The organism is Streptomyces albiflavescens (genome assembly GCF_014645835.1).
GTDB lineage: Bacteria > Actinomycetota > Actinomycetes > Streptomycetales > Streptomycetaceae > Streptomyces > Streptomyces albiflavescens.
Genome location: NZ_BMMM01000001.1, coordinates 505834 through 526164 on the forward strand (window position 1 = coordinate 505834; position 20331 = coordinate 526164).

Below are 20331 nucleotides of genomic sequence, written 5' to 3' on the forward strand. Positions count from 1 at the left end.
CAGATCACCGACCCGATTGAAGAGCAGCGCTCAGAAAAGAGAGCGCCGCTCTTGCTTTGGAGCACCGATACGGCGCAGACTCTTCTCCAGCGAGAGCAGCGCTCACAAAGGAGAGCGGCGCTCTCCCAATCGATGGGGGTCACCATGTCCACGCACGTCCAGAAGCCCGGCTGGTTCACCGTAAACGTCTTCAATCGCGCCGTGGCCTGGGTGACCCGTCGCGGCATCAGCGTCTGGGGCTCCCGGGTCCTGGCCGTCCGCGGCCGCAAGAGCGGTGAGTGGCGCACGACCCCGGTTAATCTGCTCACCGTGGACGGACAGCAGTACCTCGTCGCCCCCCGCGGCCACGTCCAGTGGACGCACAACATGCGGGCAGCGGGAGGCGGCGAGCTGCGCCTCGGCAAGAACGTGGACACCTTCATCGCGACCGAGATCACCGACGACGACAAGGTCCCGCTGCTGCGCGCCTACCTGAAGCGCTGGAAGGCCGAGGTCGGCGTCTTCTTCGGTGGCGTCGGCCCCGACTCGTCCAACGAGGAGCTGCGGCGCATCGCCCCCGACCACCCGGTGTTCCGGATCACGGTCAAGTCGTGACCCCGGCGGCCGGGCCCGTCCGCCCTATCGGTCGAGCGCGGTCAGGGCGCGCCCGGCCATCGGGTGGGTGCGGACAAGCTCGCCGAGCGACGTCGAACCGCGGGTTATGCCCGCGAAGGCCTTCCAGGCGGGCCGGAAACCGGTGATCGCCGCGTGGAACATGCCGGGCCGGCGCGCGAAGGCGGTCAGCAGCCGCTTGCCGACGCTCATCTCGACGCCGAGCCCCGCCTTGATCGCGAAGGCGTAGTTCAGGGCCTGGCGTCGCGTGTCCACCGCGTCGTGCGCCTCGGCGATCCGTACCGCCCACTCCCCCGCGAGCCGCCCGGAGCGCAGCGCGAAGGAGATGCCCTCGCGGGTCCAGGGTTCGAGCAGTCCCGCGGCGTCGCCACACACCAGCACCCGACCACGCGACAGCGGCGAGTCGTCGGCCCGGCAACGCGTCAAGTGGCCGGAGGAGACGGCCGGTTCGAAGCCGGCGAGCCCGAGGCGGGCGATGAAGTCCTCCAAGTACCGCTTGGTGGCCGCGCCTTCGCCGCGCGCGGAGATCACGCCGACGGTGAGCGTGTCGCCCTTGGGGAACACCCATCCGTAACTGCCGGGCATGGGACCCCAGTCGATGAGAACCCGTCCCTGCCAGTCCTCGGCGACCGTCTCCGGCACCGGGATCTCCACCTCCAGGCCGAGATCGACCTGGTCGAGCTTCACGCCGACGTGCGCCCCTATCCGGCTGGCGCTGCCGTCGGCGCCCACGACCGCCCGCGCCAGCACGGTCTCACCCCCCTGCAACACCACCGCGACGGTGCGCCGGTCCGGTACGGCCGACCCATGCTGTTCGACGCGCGAGACCGTGACGCCGGTGCGCAGTTCGGCGCCCGCCTTCTGGGCGTGCTCTACGAGCTGCTGGTCGAACTCGGGCCGGTTGATGAGCCCGAACAGCATCTGCTTGGAGCGGCGGGTACGCACGAAGCGGCCGTCGAGCGAGAACGTGACCGCATGCACCCGGTCCCGCAGCGGCAGCTCGAAGCCGGGCGGCAACGCATCGCGCGAGGGGCCGATGATGCCGCCGCCGCACGTCTTGTAGCGGGGCAGCTCCGCCTTCTCCAGCAACAGGACGCTGCGTCCCGCGACCGCTGCCGCATAGGCGGCCGAGGCCCCCGCGGGCCCCGCGCCGACCACGACGACGTCCCACACCCGCTGCCCGTCGTCCGCCGAAGAGTTCTCGCTGCTCACGATGGTCTACTGCTCCCAGTCCAGCCGTCTTCCGCACGTGTCTCCCGCATCCTACGGCGGGCATCGCCGCAGGCCGCTGTGGGAGGATCGGCGGCGTATGCGCCCTGCACACCAGTCCGCGCGTACGCGCCACACGATCACCTGTACACAGAAGTACAACGTCGCACCTACAAGGAGCGTGCCCATGTCGTCGAATCCGGTCGCCGAGACCGTCGCCTCGCTCATGCCCCGGGCGAAGGCGGAGCTCACCGAGCTGGTGGCCTTCAAGTCGGTGGCGGACTTCGACCAATATCCCAAGAGCGAGAGCGAGGGCGCCGCGAACTGGGTCGCCGACGCGCTGCGCGCCGAGGGCTTCCAGGACGTGGCACTGCTCGACACCCCGGACGGCACGCAGTCGGTGTACGGCTTCCTGCCCGGACCCGAGGGCGCGAAGACGGTCCTGCTGTACGCGCACTACGACGTGCAGCCGCCGCTGGACGAGGCGGCCTGGGCCACCCCGCCGTTCGAGCTCACCGAGCGCGACGGCCGCTGGTACGGCCGCGGCAGCGCCGACTGCAAGGGCGGCTTCGTCATGCACCTCCTCGCGCTGCGCGCGCTGAAGGCGAACGGCGGCGTGCCCGTGCACGTCAAGGTGATCGTCGAGGGCTCGGAGGAGCAGGGCACGGGCGGCCTCGAGCGGTACGCCGAGGAACACCCGGAGCTGCTGACCGCCGACACCATCGTCATCGGCGACGCCGGCAACTTCCGGTGCGGCCTGCCGACGGTCACCACGACCCTGCGCGGCATGACCCTTGTCCGCGTCCAGGTGGACACGCTGGAAGGCAACCTGCACTCGGGGCAGTTCGGCGGCGCGGCCCCCGACGCGCTGGCCGCGCTGATCCGCCTACTGGACTCGCTGCGCGCCGAGGACGGTTCGACGACGGTCGACGGGCTGACGGCCGACGCCGCGTGGGACGGCCTGCAGTACGAGGAGGAGGCGTTCCGTGCGGACGCCAAGGTGCTCGACGGCGTGGAGCTGATCGGCTCCGGCACGGTCGCCGACCGTGTCTGGGCACGTCCGGCCGTCACGGTCCTCGGCATCGACTGCCCGCCGGTCGTCGGCGCGACCCCGTCCGTGCAGGCGGGCGCCCGCGCGCTGATCAGCCTGCGCGTGCCGCCGGGCATGGACGCGGCGGAGGCGACCAAACTGCTCCAGGCCCACGTGCAGACGCACACGCCGTGGGGGGCGCGCGTCAGCACCGAGCAGATCGGTCAGGGACAGGCGTTCCGCGCCGACACCTCCAGCCCCGCGTACGCGTCGATGGCCGAGGCGATGGCTGTCGCCTACCCGGGCCAGGAGATGCAGTACGCGGGCATGGGCGGCTCCATCCCGCTGTGCAACACGCTCGCCTCGCTGTACCCGCGGACGGAGATCCTCCTCATCGGCCTGAGCGAGCCGGAGGCGCAGATCCACGCGGTGAACGAGAGTGTCTCGCCGGACGAGCTGGAGCGCCTGTCGGTCGCGGAGGCGCTGTTCCTGCGGAACTACGCGGGAAGCTGAGGCGTTCCCGAGGGACGTGAAGCCCCTCGACATGTCGCGCGCTGTGCGCCTCGCCGCGCACAGCGACGTCTCCACGTCCCTGGCCCTGTGCAGCGACCACGAACTGGGAGAACTGGTCGCTGCGGGCCGGCCCCTCGGCTCCGGCATCGGCGGCAGATCCGTCCTGATGGACGTGGCGGACACTCCGGTCTTCGTCAAGCGCGTCCCGCTCACGGATGCGGAGCGACTGCCGGGGAACCTCCGGTCCACGGCCAATCTGTTCGACCTGCCGTCCTTCTGTCAGTACGGCATCGGCGGCCCGGGTTTCGGGGCCTGGCGCGAGCTCGCCGTGCACATCATGACGACGAACTGGCTGCTGGCCGGACAGTTCGGGGGCTTCCCGCTGATGTATCACTGGCGGGTGCTGCCCGACACCGTGCAGCCCCTGCCCGAGGAACTGGCCGACGTCGAGCGGGCGGTCTCCTACTGGGGCGATGCCCAGCAGGTACGCCACCGGATCGAGGCCCTCCGCACCGCTTCGGCGAGCGTCGCGCTGTTCCTGGAGTACATCCCGTACAACCTCCACGCCTGGCTGGGCACCCGGTTCCGGGACGAGGGGGTCTGCTCCCTGGTGGAGCGGGGCCTGGAGGCCGGCGTCTCCTTCATGAACGCGCGCGGGCTGCTGCACTTCGACGCGCACTTCGAGAACATCCTCACCGATGGGCAGCGGCTCTACTTCGCCGACTACGGCCTCGCCCTCTCCTCCCGTTTCCAACTGACCCGAGAGGAGACCGACTTCTTCGAGCTGCACCGGACGTACGACCGTTCCTATACCCGTACGTACCTGGTGAACTGGCTGGTCACCGCCTCGTACGGGTCGGGACGGGAGGAGCGTGAGGCGCTGGTGCGCGCGTACGCCGAGGGCGAGCGGCCCGACGGAATCCCGCCGGAGGTCGCCTCGATCCTCACCCGCCACGCTCCCCTCGCCGCCGTGATGGCGGACTTCAACCGCAGGCTCCAGCGCGAGAGTCGGCAGACCCCGTACCCGTCGGAGGAGCTCGCACGGCTCGGTCAGAGCAGCTCGACACTTTCCGCGTAGTGGCAGGCCACGGGGTTTCCTCCGCCCCGGTCGATCAGTTCCGGCACCTGCTCGACACAGGAGACGCGCTCGCTCTCCGTCAGCTCGTCCGCGAACTTGGGGCACCGGGTGCGGAATCGACAGCCGCTCGGCGGGCGAATGGGACTCGGGACGTCGCCCTGCACGGTGACGCGTCGGCGGGCCCGCTCCTTGCGCGGGTCGGGCAGCGGGATGGCTGAAACGAGGGCCTGTGTGTACGGATGGGCAGGGCGCGCGAAGAGCGTGCGGGCCGGGGCGATCTCGACGAGTCGGCCCAGGTACATGACCGCCACGCGTTGGGCTACATGCCGCATCACCGAGAGGTCATGGGCCACGAACAGGAAGGACAGGCCGAGTTCGCTCTGCAGGTCCATCAGGAGGTTGAGGACTCCGGCCTGGATGGACACGTCCAGCGCGGACACCGGTTCGTCCAGGACGATGACCTTGGGGCGCAGGGCCAACGCCCGTGCGATGCCGATGCGCTGACGCTGGCCGCCGGAGAACTCGTGGGCGAAACGGTTGCCGTGCTCGGGGTTGAGGCCGACCAGGCGAAGCAGCTCACGCACCTCGTCGCCCGCCCCGGGGCCGTACCGGCCGTGAATGCGCAACGGCTCGGCGACGATCTCGTGCACGGAGATCCTCGGGTCCAGGGAGGCGTACGGGTCCTGGAACACGATCTGCAACTCGCGCCGCAGGGGCCGCATCTGACGTCGGCTCAGCTCGGTGAGCTCTCGCCCCTGGTAACGAACCTGCCCGGATGTGGCGCTCTCCAGGTTGAGGAGTGTGCGGGCGATCGTGGTCTTGCCGGAGCCCGATTCGCCCACCAGGCCCAGGGTTTCGTTCTCGTGCAGGTCGAAGGAGGCACCACAGACGGCGTGCACGTCGCCCACGCGACGGCGTACGACTCCGCGCGACATGACCGGGAAGTGCTTGACGAGATCACGGACCTGGAGCACCGGCGCACCGGTGCCGCCATGCCCGGGGAGCGGAGGCGGGGGCTGGGGCACGCTCATACGGAGTCCTCGCTCTCGGTGTCGGCGAAGCGGGCCAACGCCTCGGCGTCCGCGCCGACCGCGTCGAAGATCTCCCCGGCCCCGGTGTCGACGAGCCGCTCGGCGAAGTGGCAGGCGCTCAGATGGCCGTCGTGTGCGGTCGTACGCAGCGGCGGTTCGTCGTGGTCGCACACGTCCTGGCGCATCGGGCAGCGGGGCGCGAAGGGACACCCGGGTGGCAGGTGGAGCAGTGAGGGCGGTGAGCCGGTGATCGGGGTGAGTCTCTCCTCGTCCCGGTCCATCCGGGGCAGGGAGCCGAGCAGGCCGAGGGTGTACGGCATGCGCGGGGTGTAGAAGATGTCCTCGACGGAGCCGGTCTCCACGATCCGTCCGGCGTACATGACGGCGACCCGGTCGGTGTGTCCGGCGACTACTCCGAGGTCGTGGGTGATGAGGACGAGGGCCGCGCCGGTCTCGGAGCGGGCGGTCTCCAGGGCGTCGAGGATCTGGGCCTGCACGGTGACGTCGAGCGCGGTGGTCGGCTCGTCGGCGATGATCACATCCGGGTCGTTGGCCATCGCGATGGCGATGACGACCCGCTGGCGCATGCCTCCGGACAGCTCGTGCGGGTAACTGTCCACGCGCCGCTGAGGACTGGGGATGCCGACCGTGCCGAGCAGGTCGACCGAGCGTTCGCGCGCCGCGCGCCCGCCCAGGCCCGGGTTGTGCCGCAGCAGCGTTTCGGCGATCTGGTATCCGACGGTGTAGACCGGGTTGAGGGAGGTCATCGGGTCCTGGAAGATCATCGCGATGCCGCTGCCGCGCAGATCGGAGAGCCGGGCGTCGGACAGGCCCAGCAGCTCCGTGCCCTCGAAGCGGACCGAGCCGCGTACCCGGGCGGTGGCCGGCAGCAGGCCCATGACGGCGAGGGCGGTCACGGACTTCCCGGATCCGGATTCGCCGACGATGCCGAGGGATTCGCCGCGCTCCAGTCGGTATCCGACACCGCGTACGGCCCGTACGACACCGTCCTCCGTGGGAAACTCCACGGTCAGGTCCTCGACTTCGAGGACCGCGCCCGAGCCGGAGCCGGCCTGTACGCCCTGACTGGTCGTCATCACTGTCGCACCCTTTGCTGCCGGGGGTCGAAGGCGTCGCGCAGTCCGTCGCCGATGAAGTTGATGGTCAGGGCGATCGCGATGATGAAGGCGCCGGGGATGTAGAAGAGCCAGGGCCGGGTGTCGACAGCCGTCTGGGCCTGGGCGACGAGCAGGCCGAGCGAGGTGTCGGGCGGCTGGACGCCGAAGCTGAGGAAGGACAGGGCGGTCTCGGTGAGGATGCCGGTGGCGACCAGGATGGTCGCGTTGACGATGATCGGGCCGAGCGCGTTGGGCAGCAGATGCCGGAAGATGATCCGGGCGTCGGACGCACCCAGCGCTCGGGCCGCCTCCACGAACTCCTTCTCGCGCAGCGACAGCACCGTGGACCGGACGACCCGGGAGACGTACGCCCAGGTCAGTCCGGCGATGACGACGGCGATCCAGTACCAGGAGCCGCCGCTGCGCGAGGAGATGACCAGGGCGATGGCGAGTAGCGGCAGCGTCAGGACGAGGTCGGCGATCCTCATCATGATCGCGTCGACGATCCCCCGGTAGAAACCGGCGATGGCGCCCCACACCGCGCCGACCAGGGTTGAGCCGAGCGCGATCAGGATGGCGATCTTCAGGGATGTCTGGGTGCCCCGCATGACCTGGGCATAGGCGTCGTATCCGGAGGCGTTGGTGCCGAACGGGTGCTTCCAGGACGGTGCTTGGGAGTTGTCGGGGGTGAACTTCCCGTACGAGTAGTGCCACAGGTGCGGGCCGATGAACGCCCACAGAACGATCAGCAGGAACACCACCAGGCTGATCATGGCGGCGCGGTGGCGTACGAAGCGGCGCAGGATCAGCTGGGTCTGGGTGCGCTGCTTGACGCTGAACTCCTGGTCGGCGCGCGGGACTTCGATACCGGCCGCACCGGCTGCCTCGGTGTCAGTCATAGCGGATCCTCGGGTCGAGTACGGCGTACAGCAGATCGGCGATGAGGTTGAACGCGATGACGACGACCGCGGAGAGCAGCAGCCACGCCATGAGCCGGTAGACATCGATGGTGGTCGCCGCGGTGACCAGCATTTCGCCCATGCCGTGCCACTGGAAGATGGTCTCCGTGACGACCGCCCCACCGAGGATGCTCGCGATGTCGAGCGCGGTGACGGTGGTGAGCGGAATGAGGGCGGTGCGCAGTGCGTGGCGGGTCATGACCCGGCCTCGACGGATTCCCTTGGCACGGGCCAGTCGTACGTAGTCGCTGCCCAGCACCTCGAGCATGGCGGCGCGGGTGTAGCGGGTCCAGGACGCGAACGACACCAGGGCGAGAGTGATGGTCGGCAGGATCAAGTGGCCCATGTGGTCGGTGAACTCGTTCCACCAGGTGTCGACTTCGAGGTAGGGGGACTTCTCGCCGATGGTGCCGAGGAAGGTGCTTCCGGTCTGCTCGTTGAGCCAGATCCCGGCCTGCTTGAGCAGCACGGCGAACCAGAACACCGGCATGGCGAGGAACAGGAAGCCGACGAAGGTGATGGAGTAGTCGGCCGCCGAGTACTGGCGGATGGCGCTGAACACGCCGAAGATCACGGCCAGGACGAGGGCGATGAGCATCGCGGCGGCGACCAGGGTGACGGTCACCCGGAAGCGGGTGAACAGGTCGTGACCGATGTCCAGGTTCGACTGGACGGACGGTCCGAAGTCGCCGTGCAGCACTCCGGTGATCCAGTTCCAGTAGCGCTCCACGGCGGGCTGGTCGGCGTGGATGTGCCGGGCGAACGCGGCGACGGCGGCCTTGCTCGGGGCGGGCTGCCGGGAGGTGGCGAAGTTGGCCACCGGGTCGCCGGAATTGACGACGACCAGGAACACGATGAACGTCGAGGCGATCAGTACGGGGATGGAGACGAGGATGCGGCGCACGGTGTAGGCGAGCATGCGGTCTTCTCTCGGAGGCCGACCGGTGTGGGATTGACGTCCGTGGGCGGGCCTCCGGCCCCGGGGTTGCCGGAGCCGGAGACCCGTACGCGTGCGGGGACTACTTCTTCAGCCCCCACTCGGCGGTGTTGTAGGGCGGGCCCACGTTCGTGGCGTTGTCCCGCATGTTCACGAACCGTGTCTGCACCGCCAGGAACGTCGGCTTCTGGTAGAGCGGCAGCACGTAGGCGTCCTGCACCATCAGCGAGTCCGCCTGGTTGAGGAGCGTGGCCGCCTTCGCCGCGTCCGTCTCGCCGACGGCCTGGGAGACCAGGGCGTCGACCTTCTTGTTGCTGTAGCCGCCGTAGTTGCCGCCACCCCCGGTCACCCAGTTCTGCTGGGCGTTGCTGCTCGGGAACGGTGAGGCGACCCAGGCGAAGACGATGATGTCGTACTGGTGACCGGCGAGCACCGTACCGAGGTCGGCGGCGCCGATCGGCTTGATGGTGATCTTGATGCCGAGGTTCGCCAGGTCGCTCTGCAGGATCTGGCACTCGCTCTGCCGGATCTGGTTCCCGGTGGTGTAGCGGCAGTTGAACGGCCCGACCGCCTTGCCGTCCGGCGTCTTCAGGGACGTACCGACACCCGTGAACTTGGCGTCGGTGAGGTACTTCTTGGCCTTGGCCAGATCACCCGAGCCCTGCCCGGTCGAGGCGACCAGGTCCTGGTAACCGGCCTGTCCCGGCACGTAGTTGTGGCTGCCGAGCTGCTTCACGTTCGAGTCGAACTGGCCGACCGTCTTGGCCATGATGTCCTTGATGCTGAGAGCTGTGAACATCGCCTGACGCAGCGCCTTGTACTGGCCCAGCACCGGGTTGTGCAGGTTGAGGTCGAAGTGCTCCCAGTTGAGCCCGCTGCCGATGGTGTACGTGACGTTCGGGATGTCCTTGATCTGCTTGACCAGGTCCACCTCGGGCTGCGGATAGATGCCCTGCACCTCGTTGTTGCGCAGCGCGATCGGTTCCTGCGTGGCATCCGTGATGACCTTGAAGATCAGCCGCTGCAGGGACGGCTTGTGCGCACCCCACCACTTGGGGTCGGGCACGAAGGTGGCGTGGTCGTTGTCCGTCCAGTCCTGCATCTTGTACGGGCCCGCCGTTGTGTACTTGCTGGGCGGGGTCTTCTGGAAGTACTGCCAGCCCTTAGTCATCTGAGCGCCCGTCATATGGGCGGCGTCACCGGCCTTGGCACCGGAGAGCTGCTCCGCGACGTGCGCCGGATAGAGCGGATAGCCCGCACCGAAGAGTTGCTTCCAGTCCGAGTAGGGTTTCGCCATCACGACGGTGACGGTCTTTCCGCCGTCGGAGCCGGTGACCGACTTGATCCGGTCGTAGCCTGCGGTGCTCTGCGGCAGACAGCCCTTGGTCTGGGTGGAGTCACTGGCGGGCGGCGGCGGGCAGTCCTTGCCGTTGTTGGTGCGCCAGTAGTAGATGAAGTCGTCGGCGGTGATGGCCGTTCCATCGTTCCACGACGCCTTCGGGTTGATCTTGTACACGAGCGTCTGCGGGCCGGTGCTCGTCTGGGTGGCCGAGGTCACCAGATCGGTGTTGAGCGCGATACTGAAGTCGGGCTGGGGGACGAAGACTTGGGGCAGGACGACGCCGAGGGCCTCGCCGTTCTCGAAGGTGTTGCCATTGGTGTCCTGCACGTTCCACTGCTGGATGTTCTTCTCCAGCGTGTACGTGAAGGTGCCTCCGGACTTGGTGGCCGCCGAGTTGCAGGTGTTCGCCTTGCCCTGTGTGCCGCAGGACGACAACCCCGCGGAGCTGCTCTTGTGGGTGCCGCTCCCGCCGCCACTGCTGCTGCAGGCGGCCAGGACCAGCGTGAGCCCCGCGGCGAGCGTGAAGCCCTTTGTGAGGGCGGATGAATGTGCGCGCATGTCCCTCCTTCAACCGGGGGTGAATCCGGTCCTGTTGGTGCGGCCCAGGGCCGCGCAGAGGTGAGCTGCACATTCACGGTAGGACTGTCAAATACCGTCGTAAGTTCCCGATCCATATCGGGATGGCGTCGATTCCCCCTCGCTTGCCCCTCGGTTCCCTTTCGCTTCCCTCTCGGAAGCCCACACACCAGGCAAAGTCACGACGTCAGCCGACCGGAACGCCGGCTTCCAGGTAGAGCGCCGCTCCGCGCTCGCGCGCCCGCAGGGCCCAGCGCAGCCGTTCGTAGCGCACGGGCGGCAGCAGGTCGGCCGCCTCCTGCTCGGTGGCGAAGCGCCAGTCGCGCAGTTCGGGTCCGGGCAGCAGCAGACGGCTCACCGCTGCCGTGTCGAGTCGGCCGCCGTCGAACAGGAGACGCAGGCCGCCGAAGCCGGGGGGCGTCGGCGACTCCCAGTCGACGACGAGCAGGCGGGGCACCTCGTCGAGCGTGATGCCGGTCTCCTCGACGACCTCGCGCATGCCCGCGCGCGCGGGGGCCTCACCGGGTTCGACGACGCCTCCGGGAAATTCCCAGCCGGCCTTGTACGTCGGATCGACGAGCAGCACCCGGTCCTGGTCGTCGAAGAGGAGCACACCCGCGGCGACGGTCTCCGCGGTGGGTTCGGGGGTCTGCACGATGTCGCACACAGGTACGTCCCCGGTGCGTACGGCATCGGCGATGCGCAGGGCGGTGTCGTACGGGGTGAGCGCGCTGGTGTCCACGGGGTGGGCGTCCGCGGTGAGCCAGGAGGCGAGCGCGGCGCGATACGGCTCGATGTGGTCGTAGGACCACTGGCGCACACGCATCTCACCGTCGGGCAGGTCCGGAGGCACCTCGCGCCCGGCTATTCGCTCGCGCAGGATCGTTTCCGCCGGGGCGAGGAGCACATGCCGTACGGGGATCCGGCGCGCGGCGAGGCCGCCGAAGATCTCGTCGCGGTACTCCTGGCGGAGCAGGGTCACCGGGACCACGAGGACGCCACCGAGTTCGGCGAGCATGGCGGCCGCGGTGTCGACGACGAGGCGTCGCCAGATCGGCAGGTCCTGGAAGTCGCCGACCTCGGCGAGGTGCTTGGCCGGCAGCAGGTGCGTGAGTGCGCCGCCGATGACCTCGGGGTCGAAGAGCGTGCTGTTCGGGATCAGCTCGATCAGTTCCCGTGCGGTGGTGGTCTTCCCCGCACCGAACGCACCGTTGATCCAGACGATCACGATTCCCCCTCTTCTGTTGGCCCCCTGTGGCTTGCCCGCTCCACCCTGCCACGGAAACCAGGCCCTGATGAGGGCGCCGACAGCGCGGCGCCGGTGCCCCGTCGCGGGGGCACCGGCGCCGTGGTCCGAACCCGTCAGCCGTTCTGTCCCAGTGCCTTGTCGTCCACGGCCAGACTGTCGCTGCTGATCGTGTGATCGACCGAGCTCAGCGTGTCGTCGACGTGCAGATCGCCCAGGGCGTCACTGTCGACGGCGTGGGAGGGGGTGATCGCCGCGACGACGAACCCGGTGGCGAGGGAGGCGATGGCGAGCATGCTGCGCTTCTTCATGCCCGGTTCAACTACGGAGCCACCGACGAGTCACGGGTGGGTCACGCACCTTCATACCGCCCACACGACGAAAACCGTACGGGCCACCGTCACCGCGCAGCTCGCCGCGGGCGGTGGCGGCACCGCGCGGCCCGCCGCGGGCGGTGGCGGCACCGACGACAACAGCGGCGGGGGCGCCGTGTACTACGAGAACTGCGACGTCGGCCGCGCGGCGGGGGGCCGCGCCCGTACGCGTGGGAGACCCCGGCCAGGGCCGGCACCTCGACCGGGACGGGGACGGCGTCGGTTGCGAGTGAGGGCCAATCAGCCCTTGACCCGACCCCGGCGTCAGGCCGCGGAGCGGGGAAGGCCAAGGGAACGGCTTTCCTCCACGACTTGGTAGCCGGCGCTCGTGTACAGGTTCATTGCCACCTCGTTGCCGCCCCACACGGTGAACATCAGCGCCGAGTCACCTGCTGCGAGCGTTGCCTGTTCGCCGGCCACCATCGCGGCCCGCCCGTACCCTTTGCCGCGGTGCTGCTCCTGGATGTGCAGCGAGTAGCCGTAGGTGGCCCCCGGGAGGTACCCGTGCTTCAACCAGCCGGTGCCGATCCGCTCGCCCGCCGCCTCGAGCACCAGGAACGTGTTGTCGGGCGTCGCCAGGCCCTCGGGAATCAGCTTCGCGAAGTCGCGGTCGGACTTGCGCATGGCCTCCTCGGGGCTCAGGGCTCCCGCCCGGACGATGTCGCCGACGTAGGCGACCTTCTCGGAGGCGAGCCACTCGGGATATTCGGCCTGTGTCATCGGCCGTGCGGTGACGCCATCGAGCGGTTGCGGCGGGGAACTGACGCGCCGCATCCGGAGCTGGCCGCGGACGCGGTAGCCGTCGAACAGCTCTCCGGCGGGCTCGATGAGCCGTATGTCCAGCCGGCGTGCGCCGCGCTCCGCGCACCATCCCTCGGCCCAGTCCCGGGCGGCCTGCTCGTGCCCCCGGTCGGCGTGGAGCGCGTCGACGCGGAGGTCACCGATACGGCCCGCGAGCGCGCCGTTGTCGTCGGCCACGACCACAGCGACGTATCCCACTCGGGTCCCGGCGTCGGTGATCTCCGCGACGGTCCAGTCGCCGATGCCGGCGCGTACCCCCTCGAGCATGGGCTCCACCGCGGCCGCACCGAGCCCGGACGCCGTGTACGCGGCGCGCAGCCGCCGCTCGAAGTCCTTCTGCCATTCCGTGTTGTCACCGAGGATGCTGAATTCTGTCACCTGATCACACTAGCCACGTTGTCATGGGCCTGAGCGGGTGATGTCCGACTGCTCGTTCTCGCATGCCTGGATCTTCGTTGTGCAGAGGGAGAGTTGAGGTTTCGATGTGACCGAGGACGCGGTGGTGGCGGGCGCGGTGGTGGCGTGAACAGAGCGCCCCCGAAGCCAACCTGGCTGTAGGGGCGCGAGACTCAGACAAGGGGCCGAAAGGGCAACGCCCCCGACCGGACAGGCCGGGAGCGTCACGCTCGGCGGGCTCAATCGGCGACACCCGCGAGCACGGCTTTCTTGCAGCTCGGACGCTAACCCTTGGTCGACCCCAGCGTCAGCCCCGCGATGAAGTGCCGTTGCAGCAGCAGGAACACCAGGATCGTCGGGAGGGCGACGAGGACCGAGCCTGCGGCCAGCAGGTTGTAGTCGGTGAAGAACTGGCCGCGGAGGTTGTTCAGGGATGACGTGACCGGGAGCTTGTCGGGGTTGGAGATGAAGATCAGGGCCCACAGGAAGTCGTTGTAGATCCAGGTGAATTCGAGGGTTCCGAGGGCGGCGAGGGCGGGGCGGCACAGGGGCAGCGTGATGCGCCAGAACTGGGTCCAGACGCCCGCACCGTCGACGATGGCGGCCTCCAGGATCTCCTGCGGCAGCGTCCGCATGAAGTTGGCCAGCACGAAGACGCAGAATCCCAGCTGGAAGCCGATGTTGACGATGATGACGGCCCAGTAGGAGTCGTACATCGTGAGTGAGTCGGACATCCACCAGGGCAGCGGAACCTTGTTGAAGAGGACGTACAAGGGGGTCACGATCACCTGCTGGGGCAGCAGGTTGCCCGCCGTGAAGAACATCAGCAGGACCAGGCCGCCACGCAGCTTCAGGCGGGAGACCGCGAAGGCGACGAACGAGGCGAGGAACAGGGTGATCAGAACGCCGGGCACGGCGATGAGCAGCGTGTTGGTGAAGTACTTGCCCATGCCCGACTCGGTGTAGGCCCGGCGGTAGTACTCGAAGGACAGATGCCTGGGGAAGGAGAAGTAGCCGTGCTGCGCCGTCTCCTCGTAGGGGCGCAGCGAGGCGTAGACGGCGAGCAGGAGGGGCGCGAGGAAGGCCAGGGAGACGCCCATCAGGAAGATGTGCACCCCGAAGCGGCCCGGGCGCGGCCCGCGGCGGGGCGTGGGCCGCTCCGTGGTCGTGGGAGCCGGACGGCGGGTGGTCGCGCCGGCGCGGATGTCGGCTGTCATCGGTCGCGCGCACCTCGCAGCTCTTGGACCAGGAACGTCACGATGAACCCCAGGGAGACGGTGAGCAGGACGACCGCGATCGCCGAGCCGAATCCGATGCGGCTGGCCTCGCCGATGATGTTGTCCGTGATGAGGACCGAGAGAAGTTCCAGGCCGTTTCGGCCCTTGTTGACCGCGTAGACGATGTCGAAGGCGCGCAGCGCCTCGATGACGGTGATGACGCCGACGATGACGTTGACGGGGCGCAGGGTCGGGAAGACGACGCGGAAGAAGGTCTGGCGCTCGTTGGCGCCGTCGATCGCCGCCGCCTCCTTCAACTGCGGGTCGACGGACTTGAGTCCGGCCAGATAGAGGATCATGACGTAGCCCGTGTGCCGCCAGCTCGCCGCGATCATCATCATCCAGAGGTTGAGGTGCGAGTCGCCGAGCCAGTCGATGGGGTCGTCGTGGTTGTTCAGGATCGTGTTGACCACGCCCTGGTCGGTGCCCAGGATCAGCTGCGCGATGAAGCCGACGATGGCGAGCGAGAGCACGACCGGCAGGTAGATCGTCGACTGGTAGAAGCGGCTGAAGCGGACGCCCCGGTCGATGAGAACCGCCAGGAACAGGCCGAACGGCGTCGCGATCAGGCCGAGGAAGAGCAGCCACAGGATGTTGTGGCGGACGGCCGGCCAGAAGACCGGGTAGTTCTCGACCATGTTCTTGTAGTTGTCGCCGCCCACCCAGTGGATGTCGCCGACACCGTCCCAGGAGGTGAAGGACAGTCCGACGGAGGCCAGCGTCGGGCCCCAGATGATGACGATGTCGAGCAGGATCGGTATGCCGAGGAGCACGCTGAGGACGACGACGTCGCGGCGGGTGAACCGCCGCAGCCGCCGCCGTCCGGCGCGCCGTGGGATGTTAAGCGCCACGGAACGTCTTCCCCCAGGTTCAGCCGACGGGCGACGAGAAGATGGTCTTCTTCTGTCGTTCGATGCTGTTGCAGAGACCGTCGACGTCCTTCGGATTTCCGATGAAGTCCTGGATCGCCTTGATCATCACGGTCGAGGCGAAGTCGGGCCGGGTGTCGCGGTCCATGAACTGTGAGATCTGCTTGGCGCCCGAGACGAGTTGGGCCGATTTCTTCTGCAGGGCGCTGTACTTGGAGGTGTCGGCGCCGTCGTTCACCGCCACGTTGTTGGGGTCGAGCGCGAGGTAGGTGTCCTCCGCCTTGGGCGTGCCGAGCCATTTCAGCAGGGCCTTGGCGCCGTCCAGGTTCTTCGACTTCTTGGCGACGAGGAAGCCGTCGATGGGGGCTTCCACGGCGTCCTGCGCGTACTGCGGGTCGATCTCGGGGAAGGCGAAGAAGTCGATGTCGTCGCGTTCGCTCTCCGGGAACTGGGTGCCGGGGTGCGGCATTCCGAAGACCGCCATGCCGGTCTTGCGCTGCTGGAGGCTCTGCCCGGCCTCCTCCCAGGTACGGCCGAGGGCGCCCTTCTGGTAGTACGGCATGAGTTCGCGCCAGGTGTCGAAGACCTTCTTGACCTTGGTGTCGGTCCACGACTCGTCGCCCGCCATCAGCGACTTGTGGAAGTCGTATCCGTTCAGGCGCATGTTGATGTAGTCGAAGGTACCCATCGCGGGCCAGCCGTCCTTGTCGCAGAAGGCGACCGGAGTGCCTTCCTTGGACATCGTCTTGGCGAGCGCGATGAAGTCGTCCCAGGTCTTCGGCTGTTGATAACCCTTGCTCTGAAAGAGACTCTTTCGGTGGAAGACGGCCCACGGGTAGTAGTAATAGGGGACGAAGTACTGCTTGCCCGCGTGCGTGGACTGTTCCTTGAGCGCGTCGGAGAATCCGCTGAAGCCGCTCCACACGTCGCTGATCTCGTGCAGCAGCCCCTTCTCCGCGAAGTACTGCATGCGATATCCGGCGAACCACATGAAGACGTCGTCGGGCGTGCCCTGGAGATAACGGTTGATGTTCTCCTGGAAGTCGTTGTGGTCCTTGGTGTTGACCTTGACCTTCTTGCCCGACTTCTTCTCGTACGCCGAGAAGGCCGCCGCGTAGGCCTTCTTGGGGACCGGGTCCGACGCGTTGGACCCCACCGTCACTTCGTTCTTGTTTCCACCGGGTCCGTCGCCGCACGCGGACAGCAGGGCGGGGAGTGTGAGCGCGCCCGCTCCGACGGCCGCACCACGCAAGAGATTTCGCCGGGACATCCGATGTCCTGTCGTGCCTCCGGGCACGACGAGCCCCTTCAACGATGACTGTGCCATGTCCCCTCCTCGGGGTGCCACCCAACACAACCGAACGCGAGGCTTGGATCTCACTCCCAAGCGGATGTGCCGTCAAGGGTTCTGACGAGATATCGAACAACCGTTACCACTTCTCTTCCAACAGAGTCGGACAGGTCCTACCGTAAACGCGCATCATTGTCGCGGACATGTAGACGTCCAACCTTTCGCGAGTTCGGAGGAACGTAACGATGCGTCACCTTCACACCCGCACAACCCGCCGAAGAGTGGTCGGAGCGCTAGCCGCAGGACTGTTGTGTACGACCGGGCTCATGACGCCCGCCTTCGCCGCCCCCGCCCAGGAACCCGCCTCCCCCACGTTGGCGGACGGCCTCGCCCTCACTCCGCCGATGGGCTTCAACAACTGGAACTCCACCCATTGCCGCGCCGAGTTCAACGAGGACATGGTCAAGGGCATCGCGGACCTCTTCGTCGACAAGGGCCTCAAGGAGGCCGGGTACCAGTACGTCAATCTGGACGACTGCTGGGCCCTGCCGTCCCGGGACGCGAACGGCAAGTTGGTCCCCGACCCGGTGCGATTCCCGGGCGGAATCAAGGCAGTCGCCGACTATGTGCACGCCAAGGGGCTCAAGCTCGGCATCTACACCAGCGCGGGCACGAAGACGTGCAACAGCGCCGGATTCCCCGGCGCTCTCGGCCACGAGTACAGCGATGCCCAGCAGTTCGCCGACTGGGGTGTCGACTATCTCAAGTACGACAACTGCAACAACCAGGGCGTGGACGCCAAGTTGCGGTACACGACAATGCGTGACGCCCTGAAGGCGACCGGGCGCCCCATCGTCTACAGCATCTGCGAGTGGGGCGAGAACAAACCCTGGGAATGGGCATCGGACGTCGGACATCTGTGGCGTACGACCGGGGACATCAGCGACAGTTGGGGCTCCATGCTGTCGATCCTCAAGCAGAACCTGCCCCTCGCCCCGCACGCCGGCCCCGGGCACTGGAACGACCCGGACATGCTGGAGGTCGGCAACGGCGGCATGACCGACACCGAGTACCGCTCGCACTTCTCCATGTGGTCGATCATGGCGGCGCCGCTGCTGATCGGCTCCGACCTGCGCAAGGCGTCCGCCGCGACCTTCGACATCCTCGACAACAGGGAGGTCATCGCGGTCGACCAGGACCCACTGGGCAAGCAGGGCACTGTGCTCTCCTCCGAGGGCGGACGCTGGGTCGTCGCCAAGGAGATGAAGGACGGCAGCCGGGCCGTGGCGCTGTTCAACGAGACGGGCAGCGCGCAGCGAATCGCCACGACCGCGCAGGCGGTGGGTCTGCCCGAGGCGGACGCCTACACGCTGCGCGATCTGTGGCGGCACAAGGGCTACAACACCGCGGGCACCATCTCGGCGACCGTTCCCGCGCACGGGACCGTGCTGGTACGGGTCTCGGTCGACCCCCAGTGGGCCAAGAACCCGCCCGCCGTCGAACTCGGGCTGGACGGCAGCCCGTTGGTCGAGGCGGGCAGGACGGCCTCCCTGACGTCGACGGTCACCGATCTCGGCCGGACGCCCGCCAAGCGCGTCTCCGTGACGCTGAGCGGCCCCGAGGGCTGGACGGTCGCGGCGACGTCGCCGACGGGCACCGGCACGGTGCCGACGGGCCACGCCCTGCGTACGCAGTGGCAGGTCACCGCCCCCGCCGGCGCGGCCACCGGCTCGTACGACCTGACGCTGAAGGCCAGTTACCGCTCACCGACCGGCGTACGCGCCGAGAGCGTGCTGCCGCTGAAGGCGTCCGTGGTCGTGGCCCCACCCTCCGGGGTCTCCTCCCTCGGTGACCTGCCGTGGCTGTCGACGACCAACGGCTGGGGACCGGTCGAACGCAACACCAGCAATGGTGAAAGCGCCGCGGGCGACGGTCATCCGATCACTCTGGGCGGAGTCGCATACACCAAGGGGCTCGGCGTGCACGCGGAGAGCGCCGTCGAGTACTACACGGGCAAGGCGTGCGAGACGGTCACCGCGGACGTCGGCGTCGACGACGAAAAGGGCGCCAAGGGCACCGTCGCCTTCGAGATCTGGGCGGACGGGACCAAGGTCGCCTCGACCGGTGTTCTCACCAACGCGATGCCGGCCCAGCCGATCACGGCGGATGTGACGGGGGCCCAGGTGGTCCGACTCGTCGTCACCGACGGTGGCGACGGGATCGACTCGGACCACGCGGACTGGGCGGACGCGAAACTGAGTTGCTGAGGCCGCCGAGCCGGGACTCCCGTCGGTCGGACCCGACGGTTCCTGTCCTGGCCGTTGGAAGCGGGGATCCGTTGGCGCCCTTGGTCGATCCAGGACGTATGGGGTCCACTGCCGTGAGGGTGGGTGGGGTTTTCGCTCCCTCCACCCCTACCCGTCCCGCACCTGGGGCTGCGTCCCAGACCCCGCTCCGCAAGCACCGGAGGGGCTGAATCTCTGCCGTCCGGGGCTGAGGCGTTCAGCCCCGGACGGTCGGCCACAGGTCGGTCAGGTCTCTGCGGGGCGCACCCCGAGCGGTCCGCGGGGGCCCCGGTGCACCCCGAGCGGTCCGCGGGGGCCCCACCGGCCGGGCCTCCGACCGCTCAGACGCCGGCCGCAGTCGCGCTCGGGTTCCTGCTGAGCGCGGCCGCGGCCGCGCCGACCAGACCGGCGTCCGTGCCCATCAGCGCGGGCGCCACGGTCAGTCGCCGTACGAAGGACAACGTCGCATAGGTGGCCAGGGCCTCGCGCAGCGGCACGAACAGGACGTCGCCCGCCTTGCCCACTCCCCCGCCGATGACGGCTATGTCGATCTCGACGAGGGTCGCCGTGGCCGCGATGCCCGCCGCGAGCGCCTGAGCGGCCCGTTCGAAAGAGGCCACGGCCACCGGGTCGCCCGCGCGGGCGGCCTCGGCCACCGCGGCGGCCGAGGTGTCGCCGTCGGGGCCGGGCCGCCAGCCGCCCTCCAGCGCACGGCGGGCGATGTTCGGACCGCTCGCGATGCGCTCGACGCAGCCGCGGGAGCCGCACGGGCAGGAGTCGCCGTCGAGGTCGACGCTGATGTGCCCGATGTGGCCGGCGTTGCCGGTGGGACCGGGGTGCAACTGCCCGTTCAGGACCAGCCCGCCGCCCACGCCCGTGGACACCACCATGCACAGCGCGTTGTCGTGGCCGCGGGCCGCGCCCTGCCAGTGCTCGGCCGCCGTGATGGCCACGCCGTCGCCGATCAGCTCGACCGGCAGCCCTGCCGCGGCCTTGCGGACCCGCTCGACCAGCGGGTAGTCCCGCCAGCCCGGGACATTCACGGGGCTCACCGTGCCGGCGGAGGCGTCCACCGGGCCCGCGCTGCCGATGCCGACGGCCCGCGCCCTGTTCCACAGCGGGGAGACCGTCAGCTCGCCGATCACGTCGTCGACGGCCCGCATCACGGTGTCGCCGCCCTCCTGCGCGGGCGTCGCGCGCTGCGCGCGCAGGAGGATCCGGCCGTGGCCGTCCACCAGCGCTCCGGCGATCTTGGTGCCGCCGATGTCGAGCGCAGCCACGAGGTCGGTGTGCATCAGAGTCAGGTCTCCCTGTGAACCATGAGAAAGGGGCAGGCCGGTCTCGCGGTGGGGCGCAGGCCGGAGATTGCGGTGGACAGTCTCTCCCG

At 68.6% G+C, this 20331-nt stretch carries 18 protein-coding genes; 5 read left to right on the forward strand and 13 right to left on the reverse strand.

Translation table 11 applies throughout. From position 1 onward, the window contains the following. Positions 1–144: 144 nt before the first annotated feature. Positions 145–594 (forward strand): nitroreductase family deazaflavin-dependent oxidoreductase, encoded by a 450-nt coding sequence (locus IEY95_RS02155; RefSeq protein WP_189184072.1) that lies wholly within the window; start codon positions 145–147, stop codon positions 592–594. A gap of 24 nt (positions 595–618) precedes the next feature. Here IEY95_RS02155 and IEY95_RS02160 read toward each other — a convergent pair whose 3' ends face one another. Then, complete coding sequence (locus tag IEY95_RS02160; RefSeq protein WP_189184073.1) at positions 619–1824, reverse strand: geranylgeranyl reductase family protein; 1206 nt, start codon at positions 1822–1824, stop codon at positions 619–621. A 184-nt stretch (positions 1825–2008) separates the two neighbouring features. Between IEY95_RS02160 and IEY95_RS02165 the strand changes: the two genes are divergently transcribed. Together IEY95_RS02165 and IEY95_RS02170 are read left to right on the forward strand one after the other, a co-directional pair. Next, on the forward strand, positions 2009–3364 hold the full coding sequence (locus tag IEY95_RS02165; protein ID WP_189184074.1) for a dipeptidase: 1356 nt from the start codon (positions 2009–2011) through the stop codon (positions 3362–3364). Positions 3365–3395: 31 nt separating this feature from the next. Beyond that, positions 3396–4442, forward strand: coding sequence for a protein kinase family protein (locus IEY95_RS02170; RefSeq protein ID WP_189184075.1), 1047 nt, complete (start codon positions 3396–3398; stop codon positions 4440–4442). Here IEY95_RS02170 and IEY95_RS02175 read toward each other — a convergent pair. The 7 genes from IEY95_RS02175 to IEY95_RS02205 all read right to left on the reverse strand — a co-directional run bounded on the left by IEY95_RS02175 (position 4415) and on the right by IEY95_RS02205 (position 11962). Further along, positions 4415–5473: an ABC transporter ATP-binding protein gene (locus tag IEY95_RS02175; RefSeq protein WP_189184076.1), complete on the reverse strand. Its 1059-nt coding sequence runs from the start codon at positions 5471–5473 to the stop codon at positions 4415–4417. The genes IEY95_RS02170 and IEY95_RS02175 overlap by 28 nt on opposite strands. Beyond that, the gene (locus IEY95_RS02180; RefSeq protein ID WP_189184077.1) at positions 5470–6570 is read right to left on the reverse strand and encodes an ABC transporter ATP-binding protein; all 1101 of its coding nucleotides are present in this window, start codon (positions 6568–6570) and stop codon (positions 5470–5472) included. The genes IEY95_RS02175 and IEY95_RS02180 overlap by 4 nt, the downstream gene beginning before the upstream one ends. Further along, complete coding sequence (locus IEY95_RS02185) at positions 6570–7490, reverse strand: ABC transporter permease (protein ID WP_189184078.1); 921 nt, start codon at positions 7488–7490, stop codon at positions 6570–6572. Before IEY95_RS02185 ends, IEY95_RS02180 begins: the two co-directional genes overlap by 1 nt. After that, positions 7483–8469, reverse strand: coding sequence for an ABC transporter permease (locus IEY95_RS02190; protein ID WP_189184079.1), 987 nt, complete (start codon positions 8467–8469; stop codon positions 7483–7485). The genes IEY95_RS02185 and IEY95_RS02190 overlap by 8 nt, the downstream gene beginning before the upstream one ends. A 100-nt stretch (positions 8470–8569) precedes the next feature. After that, entirely contained in the window at positions 8570–10387 is a 1818-nt protein-coding gene (locus IEY95_RS02195) for an ABC transporter family substrate-binding protein (protein ID WP_189184080.1), read from the reverse strand. 205 nt (positions 10388–10592) lie between these two features. Further along, entirely contained in the window at positions 10593–11636 is a 1044-nt protein-coding gene (locus IEY95_RS02200; protein WP_189184611.1) for an NUDIX hydrolase, read from the reverse strand. 131 nt (positions 11637–11767) lie between these two features. Continuing rightward, on the reverse strand, positions 11768–11962 hold the full coding sequence (locus IEY95_RS02205) for a hypothetical protein (RefSeq protein WP_189184081.1): 195 nt from the start codon (positions 11960–11962) through the stop codon (positions 11768–11770). A gap of 233 nt (positions 11963–12195) precedes the next feature. Between IEY95_RS02205 and IEY95_RS50550 the strand changes: the two genes are divergently transcribed. Further along, complete coding sequence (locus tag IEY95_RS50550; protein WP_373294429.1) at positions 12196–12258, forward strand: excalibur calcium-binding domain-containing protein; 63 nt, start codon at positions 12196–12198, stop codon at positions 12256–12258. Between the two features lie 31 nt (positions 12259–12289). Here the strand turns inward: IEY95_RS50550 and IEY95_RS02215 are convergent, their stop codons facing one another. The 4 genes from IEY95_RS02215 to IEY95_RS02230 all read right to left on the reverse strand — a co-directional run bounded on the left by IEY95_RS02215 (position 12290) and on the right by IEY95_RS02230 (position 16638). After that, entirely contained in the window at positions 12290–13204 is a 915-nt protein-coding gene (locus IEY95_RS02215; protein ID WP_189184082.1) for a GNAT family N-acetyltransferase, read from the reverse strand. Positions 13205–13506: 302 nt separating this feature from the next. Beyond that, positions 13507–14439 (reverse strand): carbohydrate ABC transporter permease, encoded by a 933-nt coding sequence (locus tag IEY95_RS02220; protein ID WP_189184083.1) that lies wholly within the window; start codon positions 14437–14439, stop codon positions 13507–13509. Beyond that, positions 14436–15350, reverse strand: a complete 915-nt coding sequence (locus IEY95_RS02225; protein ID WP_189184084.1) for a carbohydrate ABC transporter permease — start codon at positions 15348–15350, stop codon at positions 14436–14438. The genes IEY95_RS02220 and IEY95_RS02225 overlap by 4 nt, the downstream gene beginning before the upstream one ends. Positions 15351–15369: 19 nt before the next feature. Then, on the reverse strand, positions 15370–16638 hold the full coding sequence (locus tag IEY95_RS02230) for an ABC transporter substrate-binding protein (RefSeq protein WP_189184612.1): 1269 nt from the start codon (positions 16636–16638) through the stop codon (positions 15370–15372). A gap of 266 nt (positions 16639–16904) precedes the next feature. Between IEY95_RS02230 and IEY95_RS02235 the strand changes: the two genes are divergently transcribed. Beyond that, complete coding sequence (locus tag IEY95_RS02235; protein WP_189184085.1) at positions 16905–18926, forward strand: NPCBM/NEW2 domain-containing protein; 2022 nt, start codon at positions 16905–16907, stop codon at positions 18924–18926. Between the two features lie 359 nt (positions 18927–19285). Here IEY95_RS02235 and IEY95_RS02240 read toward each other — a convergent pair whose 3' ends face one another. Continuing rightward, a complete protein-coding gene (locus IEY95_RS02240) occupies positions 19286–20239 on the reverse strand; it encodes an ROK family protein (RefSeq protein ID WP_189184086.1) in 954 nt (317 codons plus the stop codon). Positions 20240–20331 lie beyond the last annotated feature (92 nt).

Coding starts and splice junctions, on each gene's coding strand:
- IEY95_RS02190 (WP_189184079.1), bottom strand. CDS start 8,469: ATGCTCGCCTACACCGTGCGCCGCATCCTCGTCTCCATCCCCGTACTG.
- IEY95_RS02240 (WP_189184086.1), bottom strand. CDS start 20,239: ATGCACACCGACCTCGTGGCTGCGCTCGACATCGGCGGCACCAAGATC.
- IEY95_RS02195 (WP_189184080.1), bottom strand. CDS start 10,387: ATGCGCGCACATTCATCCGCCCTCACAAAGGGCTTCACGCTCGCCGCG.
- IEY95_RS02175 (WP_189184076.1), bottom strand. CDS start 5,473: ATGAGCGTGCCCCAGCCCCCGCCTCCGCTCCCCGGGCATGGCGGCACC.
- IEY95_RS02185 (WP_189184078.1), bottom strand. CDS start 7,490: ATGACTGACACCGAGGCAGCCGGTGCGGCCGGTATCGAAGTCCCGCGC.
- IEY95_RS02180 (WP_189184077.1), bottom strand. CDS start 6,570: ATGACGACCAGTCAGGGCGTACAGGCCGGCTCCGGCTCGGGCGCGGTC.
- IEY95_RS02220 (WP_189184083.1), bottom strand. CDS start 14,439: ATGACAGCCGACATCCGCGCCGGCGCGACCACCCGCCGTCCGGCTCCC.
- IEY95_RS02155 (WP_189184072.1), top strand. CDS start 145: ATGTCCACGCACGTCCAGAAGCCCGGCTGGTTCACCGTAAACGTCTTC.
- IEY95_RS02235 (WP_189184085.1), top strand. CDS start 16,905: ATGCGTCACCTTCACACCCGCACAACCCGCCGAAGAGTGGTCGGAGCG.
- IEY95_RS02165 (WP_189184074.1), top strand. CDS start 2,009: ATGTCGTCGAATCCGGTCGCCGAGACCGTCGCCTCGCTCATGCCCCGG.
- IEY95_RS02230 (WP_189184612.1), bottom strand. CDS start 16,638: ATGTCCCGGCGAAATCTCTTGCGTGGTGCGGCCGTCGGAGCGGGCGCG.
- IEY95_RS02205 (WP_189184081.1), bottom strand. CDS start 11,962: ATGAAGAAGCGCAGCATGCTCGCCATCGCCTCCCTCGCCACCGGGTTC.
- IEY95_RS02170 (WP_189184075.1), top strand. CDS start 3,396: ATGTCGCGCGCTGTGCGCCTCGCCGCGCACAGCGACGTCTCCACGTCC.